The 20,250-nt window shown below is 41.1% G+C and carries 17 protein-coding genes and 1 pseudogene; 4 read left to right on the top strand and 14 right to left on the bottom strand.

Annotation, left to right across the window (positions count from 1 at the left end):
- Positions 1-5 precede the first annotated feature (5 nt).
- The 11 genes and pseudogenes from gmd to EQY75_RS13115 all read right to left on the bottom strand — a co-directional run bounded on the left by gmd (position 6) and on the right by EQY75_RS13115 (position 11,839).
- Positions 6-1,118, bottom strand: coding sequence for a GDP-mannose 4,6-dehydratase (gene gmd / locus EQY75_RS13165; protein ID WP_129606587.1), 1,113 nt, complete (start codon positions 1,116-1,118; stop codon positions 6-8).
- An 8-nt stretch (positions 1,119-1,126) separates the two neighbouring features.
- Positions 1,127-2,361: pseudogene (wecC, locus tag EQY75_RS13160) on the bottom strand (UDP-N-acetyl-D-mannosamine dehydrogenase).
- A gap of 1 nt (position 2,362) precedes the next feature.
- Positions 2,363-3,490, bottom strand: a complete 1,128-nt coding sequence (gene wecB / locus EQY75_RS13155; RefSeq protein ID WP_129607114.1) for a non-hydrolyzing UDP-N-acetylglucosamine 2-epimerase — start codon at positions 3,488-3,490, stop codon at positions 2,363-2,365.
- A 17-nt stretch (positions 3,491-3,507) separates the two neighbouring features.
- The gene (gene rfbD, locus EQY75_RS13150; RefSeq protein ID WP_129606585.1) at positions 3,508-4,284 is read right to left on the bottom strand and encodes a dTDP-4-dehydrorhamnose reductase; all 777 of its coding nucleotides are present in this window, start codon (positions 4,282-4,284) and stop codon (positions 3,508-3,510) included.
- A complete protein-coding gene (gene rfbC / locus EQY75_RS13145; RefSeq protein WP_129606583.1) occupies positions 4,281-4,826 on the bottom strand; it encodes a dTDP-4-dehydrorhamnose 3,5-epimerase in 546 nt (181 codons plus the stop codon). The genes rfbD and rfbC overlap by 4 nt, the downstream gene beginning before the upstream one ends.
- 7 nt (positions 4,827-4,833) lie before the next feature.
- A complete protein-coding gene (gene rfbA / locus EQY75_RS13140; protein WP_129606581.1) occupies positions 4,834-5,691 on the bottom strand; it encodes a glucose-1-phosphate thymidylyltransferase RfbA in 858 nt (285 codons plus the stop codon).
- Position 5,692: 1 nt separating this feature from the next.
- Positions 5,693-6,703: a dTDP-glucose 4,6-dehydratase gene (gene rfbB / locus EQY75_RS13135; protein ID WP_129606580.1), complete on the bottom strand. Its 1,011-nt coding sequence runs from the start codon at positions 6,701-6,703 to the stop codon at positions 5,693-5,695.
- Position 6,704: 1 nt separating this feature from the next.
- Positions 6,705-7,709 (bottom strand): hypothetical protein, encoded by a 1,005-nt coding sequence (locus EQY75_RS13130; RefSeq protein WP_129606578.1) that lies wholly within the window; start codon positions 7,707-7,709, stop codon positions 6,705-6,707.
- 4 nt (positions 7,710-7,713) lie between these two features.
- A complete protein-coding gene (locus tag EQY75_RS13125; RefSeq protein WP_129606576.1) occupies positions 7,714-9,399 on the bottom strand; it encodes a DUF6909 family protein in 1,686 nt (561 codons plus the stop codon).
- Positions 9,400-9,464: 65 nt separating this feature from the next.
- Complete coding sequence (locus tag EQY75_RS13120; RefSeq protein WP_129606574.1) at positions 9,465-10,964, bottom strand: GH3 auxin-responsive promoter family protein; 1,500 nt, start codon at positions 10,962-10,964, stop codon at positions 9,465-9,467.
- Positions 10,965-10,969: 5 nt separating this feature from the next.
- On the bottom strand, positions 10,970-11,839 hold the full coding sequence (locus EQY75_RS13115) for a M23 family metallopeptidase (RefSeq protein ID WP_129606572.1): 870 nt from the start codon (positions 11,837-11,839) through the stop codon (positions 10,970-10,972).
- Between the two features lie 203 nt (positions 11,840-12,042).
- Between EQY75_RS13115 and tatA the strand changes: the two genes are divergently transcribed.
- The 4 genes from tatA (at position 12,043) to EQY75_RS14040 (ending at position 16,184) form a co-directional block, all read left to right on the top strand.
- A complete protein-coding gene (tatA, locus tag EQY75_RS13110; RefSeq protein ID WP_129606570.1) occupies positions 12,043-12,225 on the top strand; it encodes a twin-arginine translocase TatA/TatE family subunit in 183 nt (60 codons plus the stop codon).
- Between the two features lie 397 nt (positions 12,226-12,622).
- Entirely contained in the window at positions 12,623-15,421 is a 2,799-nt protein-coding gene (locus tag EQY75_RS13105; protein ID WP_246019893.1) for an OmpA family protein, read from the top strand.
- A gap of 216 nt (positions 15,422-15,637) precedes the next feature.
- A complete protein-coding gene (locus EQY75_RS14045) occupies positions 15,638-15,808 on the top strand; it encodes a DUF6747 family protein (protein ID WP_165200665.1) in 171 nt (56 codons plus the stop codon).
- Between the two features lie 205 nt (positions 15,809-16,013).
- Complete coding sequence (locus EQY75_RS14040) at positions 16,014-16,184, top strand: DUF6747 family protein (RefSeq protein WP_165200662.1); 171 nt, start codon at positions 16,014-16,016, stop codon at positions 16,182-16,184.
- Between the two features lie 57 nt (positions 16,185-16,241).
- Here the strand turns inward: EQY75_RS14040 and EQY75_RS13100 are convergent, their stop codons facing one another.
- The 3 genes from EQY75_RS13100 to EQY75_RS13090 form a co-directional block, all read right to left on the bottom strand.
- Positions 16,242-17,219 (bottom strand): DUF4837 family protein, encoded by a 978-nt coding sequence (locus EQY75_RS13100; RefSeq protein WP_129606569.1) that lies wholly within the window; start codon positions 17,217-17,219, stop codon positions 16,242-16,244.
- Between the two features lie 40 nt (positions 17,220-17,259).
- The gene (locus EQY75_RS13095; protein ID WP_246019891.1) at positions 17,260-18,762 is read right to left on the bottom strand and encodes a lytic transglycosylase domain-containing protein; all 1,503 of its coding nucleotides are present in this window, start codon (positions 18,760-18,762) and stop codon (positions 17,260-17,262) included.
- A gap of 190 nt (positions 18,763-18,952) precedes the next feature.
- On the bottom strand, positions 18,953-20,146 hold the full coding sequence (locus tag EQY75_RS13090; RefSeq protein WP_129606567.1) for a phosphoglycerate kinase: 1,194 nt from the start codon (positions 20,144-20,146) through the stop codon (positions 18,953-18,955).
- Positions 20,147-20,250: the final 104 nt, after the last annotated feature.

Raw genomic sequence — 20,250 nt, 5'->3', positions numbered from 1 at the left:
TAGTCTTATTCAAAATAATTTTTAATGCGGTAGCCTCCATCCCTAAGGTATTGTTGTTTTTGCATAAGTTTTAAATCGCTTTCCATCATATCCTTTACAAGGCCCTGAAGGTCATATTTAGGAATCCACCCTAATTTCTCTCTCGCCTTTGTAGCATCACCTACAAGGATATCTACCTCTGTTGGCCTGAAATAACGTGGGTCAATGCTCAGCACTTCCTTCCCAGCAGGCAGTTGGTATTTCTCGTTGTTACATGCCTTTACTATTGCCTTTTCTTCAACTCCCTCTCCTTTGAATTCAAGTTCAACACCTGCCTCAGCAAAGCTCATTCTGACAAATTCTCTGACCTTGGTGGTCTTACCTGTAGCTATCACCCAGTCCTCAGCTTCATCGGCCTGTAGGATCATCCACATCATTCGAATGTAGTCTTTGGCGTGACCCCAATCTCTCTGTGCGTCCAGATTCCCGAGATAAAACTTATCCTGGAGTCCCAGGACAATTCGGGATACCGCTCGGGTTATCTTTCTGGTAACAAAGGTCTCTCCTCGTATAGGCGATTCATGATTAAAAAGAATTCCATTGCACGCGAACATATCATATGCCTCCCTGTAATTCACTGTAATCCAGTAGGCGTACATTTTAGCCACCGCATACGGACTTCTGGGGTAAAAAGGTGTTGTTTCCGTTTGTGGAACTTCCTGTACTTTTCCATAGAGTTCCGATGTTGACGCCTGGTAGATTCTGGTTTTCTTCTCCATCCCCAGAAGCCTTACCGCGTCCAGGATCCTCAATGTTCCCAGGGCGTCTGTATTGGCCGTGTATTCGGGAATTTCAAAAGAAACGTGGACATGGCTCATTGCCGCCAGATTGTAGATCTCATCAGGTTGTATTTGTTGTATCAAACGGATGAGATTTGTGCTGTCTGTCATGTCTCCGTAATGGAGAAAAAAATGAGGATTTTCTACATGGGGATCCTCATAGATATGATCAATACGTTCTGTATTGAAAATCGAGGACCTTCTTTTTATCCCGTGAACTTCATACCCTTTTTTAAGTAAGAACTCACTTAAATATGCTCCGTCTTGTCCTGTGACCCCTGTGAGTAGTGCAACTTTCATTTATAGATTTATTTGATGATTTTATTATTGTGTCGGGTAGTAACTCCTGCAAAATCCAAGATGATTTTGTCTTCTCTCGGGGAATTTTCCAGAAATTCCTTGTGAGCCACCAGGTATACTATGATATCCGCTTTTTCAAGGGCTTCTTTCACAGCTGTTAGTTTGAAAACATTATGCGTCTGAATATTAGGTTCTACGATATAGAATTCCTCATTATTTGCATTCTGCAATACTTTTTGAGCGATATATTTAGCTGGCGATTCTCTTAGATCATCTATATCAGGTTTAAAAGCAAGACCCATAATCGCTATCTTGGGTTTGCGCCCGTGTTCTAATTCAAACTGAAGTTTTGCTGACTGTATTTTCTCGGCACACCAAAACGACTTGTAATTATTGATCTCCCTGGCGGCACCTATAATTTTTGATTCCAGGGATAATCGGAAACAATAAAATAGGGGTCCACGGCTATACAATGACCCCCAACGCCACATCCTGGCTTAAGGATATTTACGCGCGGGTGCTTATTGGCCAGATCTATAAGTTCCCATACATCCACATCGGCCTTATCGCAAATAAGGGATAATTCGTTTGCGAAAGCTATCTGAACATCTCTTGATGAGTTCTCCACAAGCTTACACATCTCAGCTGTTCGCGCATTGGTTTTGTGAAGTGCGCCCTTGACGTATTTTGAGTAGAATTCAGCTGCCTTTTCGGTTGACTTATCATCAATTCCTCCGATTACCCTGTCGTTGTGAACTAATTCGTACATCACGTTTCCGGGTAAGACCCTTTCAGGACAGTAGGCAATATAAATTTTATCCTTTAACTCAGGTCTTTGGTCGCAGATAAGGTCTTTCATCTTATCAGTAGTACCGATTGGGGAAGTCGATTCAATTATATACAGGTCTCCCTCCTTTAATAGAGGTATTATTGCTTTTGTGGCGGCTTCTACAAAGGAAATATCGGGCTCATTCTTGCCTTTAAAGGGTGTTGGAACTACAATAAGGTAAGCGTTGGCGGCTACAGGTTCAAGTGCTGCTTTTAAAAATCCCTTTTCTACAGCCCTAGAAACTTCATGATCAAGGGATGGTTCAACAATATGTATTTTGCCCTTATTTATAGTTTCAACAATGTGTGGATTTACATCTACCCCGTGAACTGTACTGCCGCTTTTTGCAATCAAGGCAGCCGTTGGGAGGCCTATGTACCCCAATCCCATCATAACCACATCCTTATTTTCCATATTAAGCCAGGTTTTCTATAAACTTCACAATTCTTTTACAGGCGCTACCATCGCCATAAGGGTTGTGCTTTGCGCTCATTTCCTTATAATGAGTTGAATCCTTTAACAATCTTTCCGTTTCTTGGGTAATTTTTAAAACATCGGTGCCTACCAGTATAACCGTGCCCGCACTCACGGCTTCCGGTCTTTCTGTTGTGTTGCGCATCACTAGCACAGGCTTGCCCAGGCTGGGCGCTTCTTCCTGTACACCTCCGCTATCGGTTATAATTAAATATGACTTCGACATCAACCAAACAAATGCCGGATAAGAAAGCGGGGCAATCAATTTTATGTTGGATATACCATCCAATAAGTCATACACAGGCTGTTGGACATTGGGATTTAAATGCACGGGGTAGATGATTTCAACCTCGGGATTTGCCTTAGCTATATTGCTCAAAGCCTGGCATATATTTATAAAACCCTGTCCATGGTTTTCCCTTCGATGTCCTGTTACAAGAATTATTCTTTTGGAAGCGTCAATAGACGTTTTTAATCCTTCTATTTCCTCATCTTTAAAGTCTTTGCTATTAACTTTTTCAGAACTGAAATTTAAGGCGTCTATTACTGTATTTCCGGTCACCAGCAGTTGGTTCCTACTGACATTCTCATTCAGTAAGTTCTCTTCAGATTTATCAGTAGGAGGGAAATGATAATCACTGACTACACCTGCTATACGCCGATTCATTTCTTCAGGAAAAGGCGAGAGCTTATCAAAGGTTCGTAAACCCGCTTCTACATGGCATACTTTGGAGCCTGAGTAAAAGGACGCCAGTGAAGCAGCCATTGTTGTGGATGTATCCCCGTGAACATATACATAGTCTGGCTCAAAATCCTCCAAAACTTCCTTGAGATGAGTAATTATGTCTGCCGTTAACGTAAATAAATTTTGATTAGGACGCATTAGATCAAGGTCGTAATCCGGTGTTATTTCAAAAAAAGCAAGGACCTGATCCAGCATCTCCCTATGTTGTGCTGTTACACAGACCCTGGTCTCAAATTTTTCGGGGTATTTGTAGAATTCTTTAACCAAAGGTGCCATTTTAATAGCCTCTGGGCGAGTTCCAAACACAATCAGATTTTTCTTTATCATCCGGTACCCGACTTTTATTCGAGTAATATACTATACTCGGGTCTTTGTGCAAAACTACGATAATTCCTATCCCTGACAATCTCAATCTCCTGATCCAAATTATGCGATTTTACAATTGAAACGGCAAAATCAAACCAAGACATTGGCTTTCCATCTGTGAAATGGATGATCCCGGGCTTCCAATTCCTATTAGTAATCAGGCTAAGAATAAATTCGGCCAAATTTCCAGCATTTGTGGGGCAGCCAACTTGGGCATCGGTAACCTTGAGATCTTCGCCCTTTCTGGCCTTTTCAAGGATGGTGTTGTAAAAATTTTTACCGTGCTCGGAGTATAACCAGGAAGTTCTTATTATAAGATAGTTCTTTAATATTTCCTCAATATACTGTTCTCCTTTTAGCTTTGATTGCCCATATTTGTTGATAGGGTTGGGAGAGTCTGATGGCAGGTATCCCTTTTCCTTCTTGCCGTCAAAAACATAGTCTGTTGATATGTGGAAAAGAACTATACCATCTCTTTTACAGGCCAAAGCCAGGTTTTTTACTCCTTCGGCATTTACCAATAATGCCATATCAGGATTTCTCTCTGCCTCTTCTACCTGGGTATAAGCAGCGCAATTGATGCAATACTCAAAATCGTTTTTCGAAAAAAAGTTGCGTATAGAACGAGGATCTGTAATATCAAGCTGGGTCTTGTCTGTGTAGTGAAAATGCAAGTCGGGGTATGCTGCAGCCCGGTGTTGAATGCTTGTTCCTAATTGTCCTTTTGCTCCGGTTACCACTACCCGAATCATAGCTTTAAGTCCTTTAGTCTGGGCAATTTTCTGTCTTTCTCCGATAATATTATTTCACTTGAAGGAAGTCCCCAGTTGAGATTCAGATCGGGATCGTTGAAGATTATCCCAGATTCGGCTTCTCTATCATAGTATTCATCGCATTTGTACAAAAAAACAGTGTCGTCTGAAAGTGACAGAAATCCATGAGCCATACCCGCGGGAATAAACAACATTTGATTTTTTTTGTCTGAAAGGACAGTTTTAAAAACTTGTTTGAATGTAGGACTCTTTTTACGCAAGTCAACAACCACATCCAATACTTCTCCTTTTAGTACGCGGACTAACTTAGCTTGTGCTTTGCTTCCAATTTGAAAATGCAGCCCGCGAAGTACACCCTTGTGAGAAACCGAGTGATTATCCTGGACAAAAGAAAGGGAGGTCCCAAGCGCTTTTTCTAGAATTCTCTTATTGTACGATTCAAAAAATTCGCCTCTATTGTCCTTATAAACAACCGGTTCAACAATAAAACAATCTTCAAGAGATGTAGGTATAAGTTTCAAAGAGTCGTTATTTTAATTGCATCAAATACTCGCCGTAACCGCTTTTCAACAAGGGTTTGGCTAATATTCTTAATTGCGCTTTAGTAATATATCCCATCTTGTAAGCAGTCTCTTCAATCGCTCCAATTTTCAATCCCTGCCTTTCCTCAATTACTTCCACAAACTGTGCAGCCTGCATAAGAGAAGAAAAAGTGCCAGTGTCTAACCAGGCGGTCCCTCTGTCAAGGATACTGACCTTTAATTTTCCCTTTAAGAGATAGGTTTTATTAATATCAGTGATCTCAAGTTCTCCGCGTTTACTGGGTTTGATCTGCCTCGCAATTTCAATTACCTCATTGTCGTAAAAATAGATGCCTGGTATGGCGTAATTTGATTTGGGCTTTTCGGGTTTTTCCTGAATTGAAACGGCATTCCCTAAATCGTCAAAATCCACTACTCCGTATCGCTGAGGATCCTGTACATGGTAGCCGTAGATGATACCTCCATCAGGATCATTGTTTTGCTGCAACAAAGAAGCCAACCCAGCTCCGTAAAATATATTGTCGCCGAGAATTAAAGCAACCTTGTCTGTTCCTATAAAGTTGGCACCAATAATAAATGCCTCTGCAATTCCTTTTGGTTCTTTTTGGATGGCGTAAGAAAAATGACATCCGAGCTGGGTTCCATCACCAAGAAGCTGTTTAAATAGATGTGCGTCTGCCTTACTCGTTATGATCAGTATTTCCCTGATTCCAGCCTCCATTAAAGTTGCCAGCGGATAATAGATCATAGGCTTATCGTAAACGGGCATAAGTTGTTTACTCGTAACCAGGGTTATTGGATACAAGCGGGTTCCGGAGCCACCAGCTAAAATAATTCCCTTCATTTTATGCCTTTTCGTATTTGCGTAAATACCATTTTACGGTTTTAGTCAGGCCGCCTATAAAATCTTCTTCAGGATTCCAGGCCAAAGTCCTGTTCATTTTAGAGATGTCTAACCCGTATCTGAAGTCGTGACCCAGTCGATCTTTCACGAAAGAGATTTGATCTGTATAACTGCCCTTTTCTTTCGGACTTAATTGGTCCAGGAGTTCACAAATTGTTTTAGCAAGATACAAATTCGCATACTCATTATTGCCGCCAATCACATACGATTCCCCGGTTTGTCCTTTGTGAAATACAAGGTCCAATGCCTTGCAATGATCCAGAACATAAATCCAGTCGCGAACATTGCTGCCGTCCCCATAAATGGGAATCGGTTTGTCTTCAATCGCTTTTCTAATCACTGTGGGTATCAGTTTTTCATCGTGTTGTTTTGGTCCGTAATTGTTAGAACAATTACTGATAACGGTATCGAGGCCGTAGGTTTTGTGATAACTCCTGACTAATAGGTCTGATGCGGCTTTGGAGGCGCTATAAGGACTATTAGGTGCGTATGGGCTGTTTTCTGAGAACAATCCCGTTTCCCCCAGACTCCCGTAAACCTCATCTGTAGAAATATGATGGAATCTGTTCCTCTGGTTAGGATACCGGGAATTACTCCAGTACTTCCTGGCTGCCTCCAGTAGTACAAAGGTGCCCTCAATATTGGTCTTTATAAAACTATTGGGGGAGTGAATGGAGTTGTCTACATGCGACTCAGCAGCAAAGTGAATAACTGAGGAAATGCTGTGTTGTTTAAAGACATCTCCAACTAATTGCTCATCACAAATATCACCTTGAATAAACTCATATTGTTGTAGGTCTTCTACCTCTTTTAAATTAGACAAGTCGCCTGCATAGGTCAGTTTGTCGAGGTTGATGATGTGGTAATCAGGGTATTTATTTAAAAGATAGGGAATAAAATTACTCCCGATGAATCCGGCACCTCCCGTGATTAAAATGCCCTTTTTTGACATACTAGTTTTGAGAATCTTTTTCGATGGCTTTCCTATTGAGAAACACTATGAGTGAAATCAATAAAAATATTGCGATAAAAATTAAAGGATAAAATACCATATTCTTGAGAAGAAACGGTTTTTGAAGTTGGTATGCCTGTCCAAAATTTACAATGGTCACTGCTTGTTCTCTCGATTCAAGCTCAACTTTCTTCAGCTCCGTATCCCGAACCAAATTATTTTTAAGTTCGATCAAAGACGGGATATCAAGGGATTCTTGATTGTCAAGTACTAGTCGGCCCTCAGAAGTGCTTTTATCAGTCAATATTTTTTGCGAATAGTTTTCGATCAGTATATCGATCTGTCTTATGATTGAGTCGTTTTTAGTTATTCTTTCTTTAGCGTTATCGTTAAGAACCTTTAGAAGGTCCGAATAGTAGGAGTTAGCATTGATGTAGTCCAATATTTTCTGCGCGTATTCTGCGCCTAAGTCCTTATCGGAAAAATAAAAAGTAATACGCTGATCCTTAGTTGTTTTTTCCTGTAATTCTGTTCGAAGTATACTCTCTATGGCTGGCGAATTGCCAAAGTCCTTTAAAAGTTCCAAGAATTTCATCTCTGAATCTTGATTTGCAGGATCCAGGGTTCGAAGAGGTGTGATTTCAATGTCTAATACCTCGAGTCTGCCAATATCTACTCCCAAATTTTTGAAAAAAGCAGTGTCTTTTGCTCTGAGGTCAGATTGTAATTCTGAGACAATGTCGTTCAAATAGGTTGAACTTGTAACATTCGGAGTTACAATTACATCTATTTTCTGCAGTTTAGGTGTAGTGTTATTAAGAATAAACCCCGTTAAGAGCCCTAAAAATAAAACGACAGCAAACCAAATAATGTTTCTTTTTAGAAAAATAAAAATGGCAAGGATACCTTGAAAAATACTATTAGAAATTCTGGAAAATAGCTTGAGGATTTGTCCCATGTCAATTTCATCAGAATATTCAGGAGAATTCTTAGGATTTGTACTCATGCTGTTAAGTATTAAATATTTGAGTGAGAATCTTATCAGTAATTAAATAGGTCGGTTTTACCCCTGTGGTGCCCAGACCTCCGGATGCCAGTGTGCTACCAGTTTCAAGAGGGTTGTCTGAAGCATAATAAGCATATCTCACCTTAACATCATCCCGAATGCTTTTTCTGATCTTTGAGGCCGACTGTATAGCCTTCTGATAGTGTACCCCTTCCATTTCCAGCCCGATGACACCCCAGGTTGATTCGTGAAAGAACTTGAGAATATCCTTGTTCTGAAGTGAGGTCCCCAAAACAGTTACCATGGTGCCTTCCATAACTTTTAATCCGTTTCCTTGAAAATCCGCAGTCCCAAGTTCATTGTGAAATGGGTAGTTATCTGCCGTTCCTTCAAAGATATGTGCCGTAGGGATCATTAAATCTCCTTTTCCGCCTTCAAGAATTCCAGCCTTGCCCATGATTGATATTGAAGCAACATCTAAAAAAACCGGCTTCTGCTTCTTGCGCTTATAAGGCTTTAACAGTTCATCAATAGACTCGTATGCCTGCTCTCCGAATGCATAGTCCATTACGAAGATAACAGGTTTTTCTGCTTCAGGTATGCTTTGGTCCAGTTCATAACAACAGGCATCTGTTCCTAATCGGGCCATATCAAAGATCTGAACATCTATATTGGTGCCCGATTTGTCATCGATCTCTATCATCCCGTTCTTTCGTGCTGCTGTAAGAACTTTCTCCCTCAAGGCAGAGTTTTTCTCCAAACTGAGTTGCTGAAACATTTCAAGTTTCCCTTCGCCGGGGAACTCTTTTGATAACGCTTTTTTGGCATATAGCGAATTCACCACAGAGTGCATATTGGCACTTATGATGTGAACTGGCCTTCGTAGTAAACCATGTTGGTGTAGAGTCTCTTTAATCTGATCGGCCCATTTCTCCCCGTGAATGTGGTGCCCCAACCGTTCACGTAACAAGGTGCTGAAAGTGATGATTCTTTTCTCGCCTCCTGTCTCTTCTTCAATAGCTAATTTGCCCAACCAATAAATGATTTTTAGAAATCGTTCAGGGTTCTTCTTAGTGGCCAGTTTCTGGTACACTTCCATCGTTTCCACAAATGATCTTCCCAGAATATTGGCTGTATGGATCAGCGCTACTTCTCTGTCTGCCTGGCTCAATTTCGACTTGTTAGCAGCTTCAGAGAGTTTCTGCCAATCGCGAATGGTCTTATTGGTCTCTTCAATAAGCACCTTGTTGCAGATCTTTCCCGATTCTATAAAAAGAAAGGTGAGGTGGGTAAGAATATCATAGATATCTGAACGGCCGCGCGTAATCTCAATATTCATTTGTTCATCATCGATCCTGTAGCAGTTCCTCCTTCGTTTCGGAGGAATTATGGCATCAAAATGAGATTTTGAATAGCCCTCATCTGACGTTAGGTTGATAAAACGACATTGTTCAATGCCTTCGGGTAATCGCTCCAAAACATAAATCAGACCGTTGAGCTCGGTCTTTTCCTCTGCGACCGTACCGTAGATTTCAGGACGGAGCAGGAGTAAAGCATTGCGGAGGGTTTCGCCTGAAACGCCCATGGGTTTGTAAAATCCGCGGTTGAACAAATGGCGCATCGTAATGTACAATCGCTCTATGGCATTTGTAGATTCTTGGGCGCGTGTAGTGTCTTTGATCTTATTCATTCTAAGGGCAAAAATACATTATAAATTGGTGATTTTAGGGTAATTTTCACCTCAGAGGTGTTATCCTAGACCTCCTTTTGTTGTTCTAATCCTTCTGCTACCTTCCTGTCATTTGAAAGTCGTTGTACTTTATTCTGACCTCCGAGTTTGCCAACTGATTTCATATACGCCTTAAATCCGTCTTTCCTTACCGGGGTGACTTTTAAAGGTTGAAGTATCTTTCCTTGAATGAGGTCCAAATAATAACTATTTTGATCCTGTAGCGAACGATCGAGCTGCCCTGCAAAGTCTTTGATATCTGCCGGCTTCTTCACAAATTCAATAAACCATTCGTGATAAGGCAGTTCTTTGCCCTCAGGGGTAATCTGCGGAGCAACTGTAAATTCATGGACCTGGGCGCCTGTTTTTTTTATGGCTGCTTCCATGGCGTATTCAACTTCCTTGGCGATAACGTGTTCTCCAAATGCTGAAATAAAGTGTTTTATTCTTCCTGATACTATAACGCGATAAGGGTTTTTAGAAATAAACTGAACGGTATCTCCCAGGTCGTAGCCCCATAAACCGGCGTTTGTGGAGATGATCATTGCATAGTTTACTCCTATTTCAACATCTTCAATAGTAATCCTATCTGGGTTTTCACTATAGAATTCATCGGCCTTAATAAACTCGTAAAATATCCCGGAATTCAAGAGAAGTAACATTCCTCTTTCGCCTTGCTTATCCTGATAAGCAAAGAATCCCTCACTTGCAGGAAATAATTCGATACTGGCCACCTTCCTGCCAATAAGTTCTTCAAAAGCGGCGCGATAAGGTTCATAGTTAACCCCTCCGTAGATAAATAATTCAAAATTCTTAAAGAGATCCCCTACTTTCTTTCCGGAAACTGAATTCAGCCTTTCAAAATACATCTGCACCCATGAAGGAATACCGGCAATCACCCGCATATCCTCATCAATGGTCTCCTCTACAATTTTATCGACCTTGGTTTCCCAATCTTCTATACAGTTTGTCTCCCAGCTCGGAAGGCGGTTTTTTTGCAGATAGGCCGGCACGTAGTGAGCAGAAATGCCAGATAGACGCCCAAATTTAATCCCATTCTTTTCGGAAAGTACGGGGCTGCCCTGTAAAAAGATCATCTTTCCATCAACAATGGCAGTGCGTCCGGTTTCGTGAATATAATTGAGAATGGCATTTCTGGAGGCTTCCACCTGGTGTTTAATAGACACCTCGGTAATGGGAATGTATTTAGCGCCTGAAGTAGTACCGCTCGTTTTGGCGAAATAAACTGGTTTTCCCGGCCAGAGAATGTCTTCCTCTCCGGCGACCACCTGCTCTACGTATCCCTTAAGGGCTTCGTAATCCCTGATGGGCACTTTGTCTACAAAGTCCTTATGAGTCTCTATGGACTCAAAATCGTGGTCAAGCCCGAATTTTGTATTCTTCGCTGCTTTGATCAGCCCTTTGAATACTTGTTTCTGTGTCTCTACAGGGTTTTTAACCCATTTCAAAGTTCTCTTGGAAATGATATTGGCAAAAATGCTGGCAGCAATTGATTTAAATGACATGCTCCTTAATTGAAATCTATGTAATCGGATGGATTTACAGGACTACCGTTGTTCCAAAGTTCAAAATGTAAATGGGGACCGGTCGTCAATTCGCCGGTATTCCCGACAGAAGCAATAACCTCTCCCGCCCGAACAATTTCACCTTGTTCCTTATTGAGAGATCCGTTATGCTTATAGACGGACAAAAGTCCTTCTTCATGCTCCATGATAATCACGTAGCCTGTGCCTATCGTCCATTCAGAAAAGATGACTGTTCCATTGGCGACTGCTTTAACCGGTGCATCCTTCTCGGCCACTATATCCACCGCAAAATGTTTCTTTTGGGCATCGTATTCCTGTGAGACCACACCTGAAACGGGAGAGAACAAAACGAGATTTCCGCTGCTCACATTCCTTTGAAACAGGTTGTATTTATCCTCCAGTGCAACCTGCGCTCTCAAAAGCGAATCTTCCCTTATGGGTGACAGATCTATTGTTGAGGGATCAATTTTAAATTGCTCAAACAGGGAATCCCTGTTCATCTCATTGTTCTCAAAGTCTCCCCTGAGTACCATTCGAATATTTTCCAAATACCGATTGGTATAACTGAGAACATTAACAAGAGAATCGGTTTTATAGGTAAGTTCTGTTGCTTGTTTTTTCAAACGCGTAGAGGAGTAGCCCGGAATGTATTCCCGCAAAGGCGTAAACGCAATGAGAAGGGTGGTCAAACCAATCAGGACAATGATAAATAAGGTACCGGTAATAAAAACGTTAAGCCGACTTAATTTGAAGGATATTTTTTCTTCAAATGTGCTTTCGTTGAGGATTACAAGTCGGTACTTATGAAGTAACTTCCGCTTTATTTCCTTGCGTTTTTTACCTTTTTTCTCCATTCCTCACAAAGATACATTTCGAATTGAATATCAGCACAGAAGAATCATAAATTTGACTATAGTACAAAGCGGTCCAAATTTTCTTTGATAAAATACTTCCTCTTAGGTTGTTGACAGACAATTAAACCGTGATCTTAACGTTTTATAACGCGTAAGTCTATCGAGATTTTTACTACCTTTGTTTACCAAAATAATTTAAAGCAATGATCTTAGCAATACCTTTTCTGGCCATAGGCCCCTGGCAAATAGCCGTCATCGTAGTACTGGTACTCCTTTTGTTCGGCGGAAAAAAGATTCCTGAATTAATGAGGGGATTGGGCAGCGGGATAAAAGAATTTAAAGACGCTTCCAAGGAAGACGATAAATTAGAAGAGAAAAAAGACTAGATTTAATATACAATGGCAAGAAAAGCACCTTAATAGGGTGCTTTTTTTATTTATTCTCCATTCATTCCTAAGACATCCCCGCCAAATTCTTGATTAATTTAGAATACCAATTGGTATAGCAAGAATTTTTAATTTATTGCCAAAGTTTCTGTTACATTCTTTGGTTCGCTAATTCAAAATCGCACTTCATAAGCCCTCCAGACTTCGCGCAAAGCCACATATAATGGAGATTCACGACAGAAAACATCCGTTTCACAACAAAAAGTAATCCCTTAGCATAAGAACCTCTAAATTCGGCGTTATGGAATGGGAATCAACTGATTTCCGCCCAGAAAGTCAAAGAAAACCAAAAATGAGTTGTCCTGATTCAGGACACAATTAAGGGGATAACACACACATGCGATTCAAATCCTATTGCTTATTAATCCTATTGCTGCTCGCTGGCCTTGTCTGCACCTATGGCTTTACCCCAAGCTTGGAAGGCAGTAATGAGCCTGTTACAGCATTTGAGGTTTTCAAAAGTAAAGCAAAGCAATATAACATTGCCACCAAAACCATTAAGGCCAATACCAGTATATCTTCCGGATACTACATGGTAGCCGGTGTTTTCGGCGTTGATGGAAATGCCCGCTCATTTGTATCCCAGTTAAAACAAAAGGATTTTGCAGCTGGCATCTATAAAGACGTCCAAAATGGGATGCATTACGTTTATATCAATCGATACAATTCAGGAGATCAAGCCATTTCATTTTACCTAAGTGATTCATATAAGAAGAAAATGTGGATCCTACATGTGGAAAAAGACAGAAGTTCGCGGGTTTCTTTACAACCGGGAGCTGATGTTGACAAAGCTTTGAAGAAAAGAGCACATAGCGAGTTTCTCCAGGCCGCAAAAGGCCTATCCATCGCCTCCAGAACAATTGAAAACAGCAATATTCCAGAAGGCGGTTATTTCGCTGTCGCCGGAGTTTTCGGAGACCAGAACAACGTCTCAAAATTTCTTGACAAGATGCGGGCCAGGGGAATTGACGCCCAATCGGTACTGCATCCGAAAACCAAATTATCCTACGTTTACCTGACAAGCAATTCAAACTGGGAATCTGTCGTAGCGGACACCAAATCTAAACTGAATGGAAAATATCAGGGAAAGATATGGATCATGCACGTTCCCGCGACCTCTTCTGCAGTCATCACAGAGACTATGAAAGGCGTTGTTAGTAGAAATAAACCGGCTAACAGCCAAACCGCATCACAAAATTCAAAATCAAAAGCCTCATCATTTACAAAGGATCCCCCAACGAAATTATTGCAGAAAGCAGATTTGTATTTTGAGAAGATGTGGTATGCTGAAGCCGCTGAACTTTACGAGCAATTCCTCGCAAATAATGATGATAACTATACATACGAGGTCATTCAAAAAGCTGGTGACTCTCATTATTTTAACTCCAATATGGAACGCGCCTACTACTGGTACGACATTCTATACAACAGATACGAGAACGAGATTAGCAGTGAAAACATCTTTAAGTACGCTCATAGCCTCAAAGGAACAGGCAAATACTCAAGGGCGAAACGCCTGATGCGTATTTACGACAGACGGGTACGAAAAGAAGGGATGAGGTATACGGTAAACGATCCGCGTACCACCCCAAAAGAAAAAGTGCTGGATAACATCCTGGACACCGAATTAGAATACACTTTGCGAAATGTGGCAACCAATTCTGAGTATTCCGACTTTTCTCCAATGTTCTACAATGACGATGAACTGGTTTTTGCTTCTGCAATGGACTCTTCATTTTTTAGTACCAGACGGTATAAATGGAATAATCAGCCTTATCTAGACCTCTATGTAGCCAAGGTAAATCAGGAATCACAAGAGGTTAAAGACGCCATTAAGTTTTCAAAAAAGATCAATACAAAATACCATGAGGCTTCGGTTGCCTTCTCGCCAGACAATACTACCATGTATTTTACCCGAAATAATTACGGGAAGAAGTTAAAACGAGATAAAAACGGGGTAAATAATTTAAAAATATACCGGTCTAAAAAGGTAGATGGTAACTGGACAGAGGCCACCGAACTCCCTTTTAACAGTGACGAATTTTCTACAGGCCATCCTGCTTTAAGTCCGGATGGAAAACAATTGTACTTCGTTTCCGACCGACCCGGAAGTCTTGGTGAAACCGATCTTTTTGTCGTTGATGTTAATGATAACGGAAGCTTCTCAGATCCCCGTAATCTCGGGCCTGAGATCAATACGGAGCGCAAGGAAATGTTCCCTTTTATCACCGATAAAAAATTATACTTTTCTTCAAACGGTCATATAAGCCTGGGTGGTCTAGACGTATACGAGGTGGCTTACAGTGAGGAGGATGGCTTCGGACAAGTTAAAAATATGGGGAAACCCATCAATAGTAAGAAGGATGATTTTTCCTATATCGTTGATGAGGCCACACAGAAAGGATTCTTTGCCTCAAACAGGCGAGGGGGAAAAGGTGATGATGATATTTATTCATTTTCAAAGCTAATGCCGGAAGAACTCAATCTCAATGCTATAGAAGGAGTGATTACAGATCTGGTTACCGGAGAAGTTATGCCAGAAGCACTGGTAACCTTGCTGGATGAGAACAATATAAAGCTGAAGGAAGTTATATCTGATGAGGACGGTAGCTTTGTTTTTGAAGATCTCGACAGCAACACAAAATACAAGGTTCAAACCAACAAAGAAGGTTATTCTGAAGTGGTTACGGACGTTTCCACCAAAGAGAATGAGGTCATTAATGTGGATGTTTCTCTGAATAAATTAAAAGAGCTTGTAGTGATGGAAGAAGGGATCAAGAAGATCAAACTGGATATGATCTATTTCGATTTTGACAAGTTTAATATTCGAAGAGATGCGGCAGAAGAACTAGATAAGCTCGTAGGAGTAATGAGGGATAACCCCACCATGGTGATCAAAATTGAATCGCATACAGACAGCAGGGGTAAAGCTGTCTACAACAAATACCTTTCAGACAGAAGGGCGAAATCAACCAGGGATTATATCATTTCAAAAGGAATTGATCCAAAACGTATAGAAAGCGCTGTTGGATATGGAGAAGAAAGGTTGCTGAACGGTTGTGACGGCAGTATTCGATGCAGTAGTGAACAACACCAGCTCAACAGGCGCTCGGAATTTATCATAGTAAAAATGTAAGTAGCTTGTGAACTAACCTACCCAACTCACCACTTGCAAATTGCAAGTGGTTTTTTTTGAAAACCTTATTAACCTTAAAGATGTCATGGACTAAATACCCTATTTAAGCTGTTCTCAACATCTTTCGGCAACTATACAACAAATTTGAAGGGTCAAAATACGTAAGGTCAATAATCACAGTTATATCCATAAAATAGTTAACCTAAATCTCACCATATGAAACACATTTTACTCATAAAGGAAATTTACCTGGAGGCCTTTAAAAATCTGGGGTCATTTTTTATCAGAAACCTCTTTAAGATTTTTACCTGGTTTTGCCTCGCATGTTTAGTGATTGTACTCTACGCTTTCATTTTCAGAGTAGCTACAGGTTTCGCATTCGATTAACCAACCCATTTCTTTTGTAAAAAACACGATCCGACGATCGTGTTTTTTTATTGCATGCCGTATATCGGATAAAGAATACTGTTAAAAGAGGATGTTTCAACTCTCGTTTTAAGTAATCCGATTTATTCGTTCTTGGTCTATTTATTGCTTCTTAACCACCTCATAGCATGATCTTTGCCTTAGGATAAACATTAAAAGGCAGGATATGCAGAAAATTATACTCGTAAAAGAAATTTATGTAGAAGCATTCAGGAATTGGAGAAATATGTTCCTTAAGAAATATTTTAAGGCGTTTTCCTGGTTCTGTTTCGCTTTGTGGCTAATAACTATGTACGCCTTTATTTTCAGGCTGTCAACGGGCTTTGCCTTTGACTAAAAGAGATAAAAAAAGCGCTTTCATTAAATGAGAGCGCTTTTTTATAGCACAGAGATTTTATTTAAACTTCACAGATCTCAGGATCGCCTCCAATTCAAACATATAATCCCTTTTATTGGTGGCTGGAGCGAATGTAAAGCCCTCTACAACCAGTTTGCGATTATTAGCTTCGTCATCGATGACAAAGGTTAAAAAAGGCCCTGCCATAGGGTAGTTCTCAATATCCCAAATACTTCGTGCTTCCAAGGCTTTATGCCCGTCTATTTCCGTTTCAAAGAAATGCGGAGCGAAGGCATCTTCAGTGGTCATGTAGGTCTTTTTATTCCTTATGTCCGGTCCGGGAATGTACTTTTCACCTATTGAATCCCGCATTCTAATAAAATCAGTTACCAAAGTAGAATCATTATCAAGACTTTCCCAGGGGATTTCATAGGCAATGATATTCATACTCCCTTTTTGAATTTCTCTGTCTATCCAAACGAAATTATCTTCCTGTTTCCCCAACTTATAGATGGATGGCAGCCTGAATGTGACCCCGAATTTTTCTTCTAAGATTTTATCCTTACTCAGTGAGCGAAGAAAACGCTTCTGGGTCTCCTCTAACTCCATTCCTTTAATAGCTGCAATAAACTCATCGGCATAGGTTTCAATATTGGTGATAAGTTCCTCTTGTGTACGGCCCTTGATCACTCCTATTTCCTGAGGGGCAGCGTAGAGATCAGTTTTCAGATGTGCCACATTAACCGTATCCAGGTCCACAAATAATACGGCCCTTCTGTATCTGGTAGTTCCGGTAAACACTTTTTGTGGCATTTGCTCCAGGCTAAATAGAGGTTCTTCCCAGGTGAGTCCAACTACGGGAGCAGCAAAATGCTCTCTGAGCTTATCTCCAACCGCACCTTCCCAAAGATCATTGCTGATCACAACGCCCAGGCTATTAATAGCCCCAATCGACTCGGGCAGATACTTCTTTTTTGGCCCATCGTTACAAGAAAAAAGAAGAAGAGCAATCAGTAGCAGAGAGAAATTTTTCATTGAATTTTAGTATAGTGTTAATTCGCTTTATAAGTTAAACCTAAGATGGGCACTCGCAAAGTTTGAGCCTAGTGCCCGGCAATAACTTATTACCGCGAATACCGTTCCATTCTCGTAAATTTTCTATGGAAATTCCTGGATATTTTTGGGAAATGGTCCACAAAGAGTCTCCTTCCTTAACCGTATGGAACTTTAGTTCGCTGTTGTTAACCGTTTTAACGGCGCTTTTTGGTGAAGTGGCGGCCACAAATGGTTTCCTAGGATATATGGTCAGGCGTTGGCCAATCCTCAGGTTATTACTTCTCAAACCATTCCAATTCTTAATCTGACTAACACCCACTCCGTAACGTTCTGCAATTTTACCGAGGTAATCTCCGCTTTTTACCCTGTACCTAATACGTGAATCAGCTTTGACCAATTGAGGGAGAGGCGATTCTTTAGACTTTAATTCTTCTTCTACAAAAGCATAGATAGAATCTTCATTGGTAACAAATTTGCCGATTTCCCTTCTAGGCAAACGCAAGGTGTATTTTTTATCTGATAAATAAGGAATGATGTTTAGTTTATAGGAGGGGTTCAGTACTGTGAGTTCTTCTTTGCTTACTTCGACCATTCTGCTGATCTGATCAAATGTTATCAGTCGCTTTACCCGAACCGTATCTGTTTCAAAATACGGGCGTGCTGCCTCTACGGGTTTTAGTCCGTGTTCCTCGGCGTATTCAAACAGGTACATCGTGGCGAGAAAGGCGGGCAGATATCCTGCAGTTTCACGGGGCAGGTTCCTTCTTATATTCCAGTAATTGGTGTAGCCTCCTGATCTTCTTATCGCCTTGTTCACATTTCCGGGACCGGAATTATACGCGGCCAGGGCCAGATCCCAATCCCCGAAGATATCGTACAACTTGGATAGGTATTGACAGGCAGCTTTGGTAGACTTTACGGGATCGCTGCGCTCATCGACATAACTGCTCACATCCAGGTCGTACATCTTTCCTGTACTATACATAAACTGCCATAGACCTGTGGCACCAACACGCGACTTTGCCCTTGGATTGAGGGCAGATTCCACAATAGCGAGATATTTTATCTCAAGGGGTATGTTGTGGTTGTCCAGTTCCTGTTCAAATAGTGGAAAGTAAAACTGACTGGCCGTTAGCATACGTTCCATCAGGTCTTTTTTACGAATCAGAAAGGATTTGATTACAGATTCTAAAGAGGGGTTGTATGCAATGTTGAATGGTGTTTTTTCATCTAATGCCTTAAGTCGCGCTTTTAACAACTCCGTGTCAAGTTCAACGCTTTGATGCGCTATTGTGTCGGAAATAACCTCCCCCATACTTCCCACCAGATTGTACATTTGTCCTGAGAGTTGTGCACTTTGATACAGTTCCTTCATCCATAAACTGTCGTAATTTGAAGCCTCTGCAAGGTCTTTTAATTCAATGGTATTATCCGGCTTTACTATAAAGGTAGGTGCCGCATTCTCTTGAGATGGTAAAGAATCTATCCTTGAAAGTTCAACTACATCGTTCCTCAGGATCAACGTATCTGAATTCTGAGCATTGACCAGGATTGCTCCCCCAGAAGGGCGCAGGCAAACAACCGTTTACTTTTCACAATCATAAATCTGCTTTTGGCTGTGGGGATCTACTAAAATGCAATTTTTTTCCGAAAGAATAAAATAATAATCTCTTCTTCCTAACCGGCAATAGGGGCTTTATAAATTAACGGACTTAGGCTTCTGATATTGCGGCTATCCCGGGTAAGGTCTTACCCTCTAAACTCTCGAGCATGGCGCCGCCGCCCGTGGAAACATAGCTCACTTTGTCCTCAAAACCGAATTGTTTTACTGCAGCGACGGAATCGCCCCCACCTACGAGGGAAAATGCACCGTTTTTGGTTGCTTCTTCGATAAAATTTCCCACTGCAATAGTGCCTTTGGCAAAATTCTCCATCTCAAAAACACCGACCGGCCCATTCCAGAGAATCGTTTTTGAGGCTAAAATCACCTCCTTAAAAATCTTGAGGGTTTCCGGTCCTGCATCTAGTCCCTGCCAGTTATCTGGAATACTGCTTACTGAAACCGTTTGCGTCTGTGCGTCATTACTAAAGCTGTCTGCGGCCAAGACATCAACCGGAAGATGAACCTCAACACCTTCTTTCTTGGCCTTCTCCAGTATCTCAAGGGCCAGCTGCATCTTGTCATCCTCGCAAATGGAAGCTCCAACTTTTCCACCCATTGCCTTAACAAAGGTGTAAGTCATTCCCCCGCCTATGATGAGGTGGTCTACCTTGCTTAGGATATTTTCAATTATGGTGATCTTGGATGAAACTTTTGCTCCTCCAAGGATAGCTGTTATAGGCTTCTCTCCGGTGCGCATTACCTTTTCTATCGCTTCTATTTCCTTAGCTAACAGGTATCCAAAACACTTGTTTTCAGGAAAATATTTAGCGACGATGGTAGTTGAAGCATGTGCCCGGTGCGCAGTACCAAAAGCATCATTTACATAGATATCACCAAGCCTGGATAGAGCTTTGGCGAAATTTTCATCTCCCTGTTCTTCCTCTGCGTGGAACCGGAGATTCTCAAGCAGGAGGACTTCTCCGTTTTCAAGTTCCTTTACAGCCTCTTCTGCTCTCTCACCAACACAATCATCTACAAATTTCACTTCCACGCCAATGATCTCACTTACCGTTTCGCAAATGTGTTTTAAAGACAAATCCTGACTGACCTTCCCTTTGGGTCTTCCCAAATGGCTCATTAAAATTGCACTACCCCCATCTTCTAAAACTTTAAGGATGCTGGGTTTCGCGGCTTCAATCCTGTTGGTATCTGTTACCTCGAATTCACTGTTTAGAGGAACATTAAAATCGACACGGATTAGCGCCTTTTTATTAGAAAAATCAATATCGTCAATCGTTTTCATCTTAGTGCGTGTTTAAAGAAGAACAAATGTAAAGAATAAAAGAACTCAGCAAAAGATGCGGGAGTTATTAAAGCAATAGATCATTGCATTAATCTGTATCTTTG

Source organism: Muriicola soli (genome assembly GCF_004139715.1).
Lineage (GTDB): Bacteria > Bacteroidota > Bacteroidia > Flavobacteriales > Flavobacteriaceae > Muriicola > Muriicola soli.
Note: the sequence above shows the minus strand (reverse complement) of the source record. Positions and strands in the feature narration are given on the sequence as shown.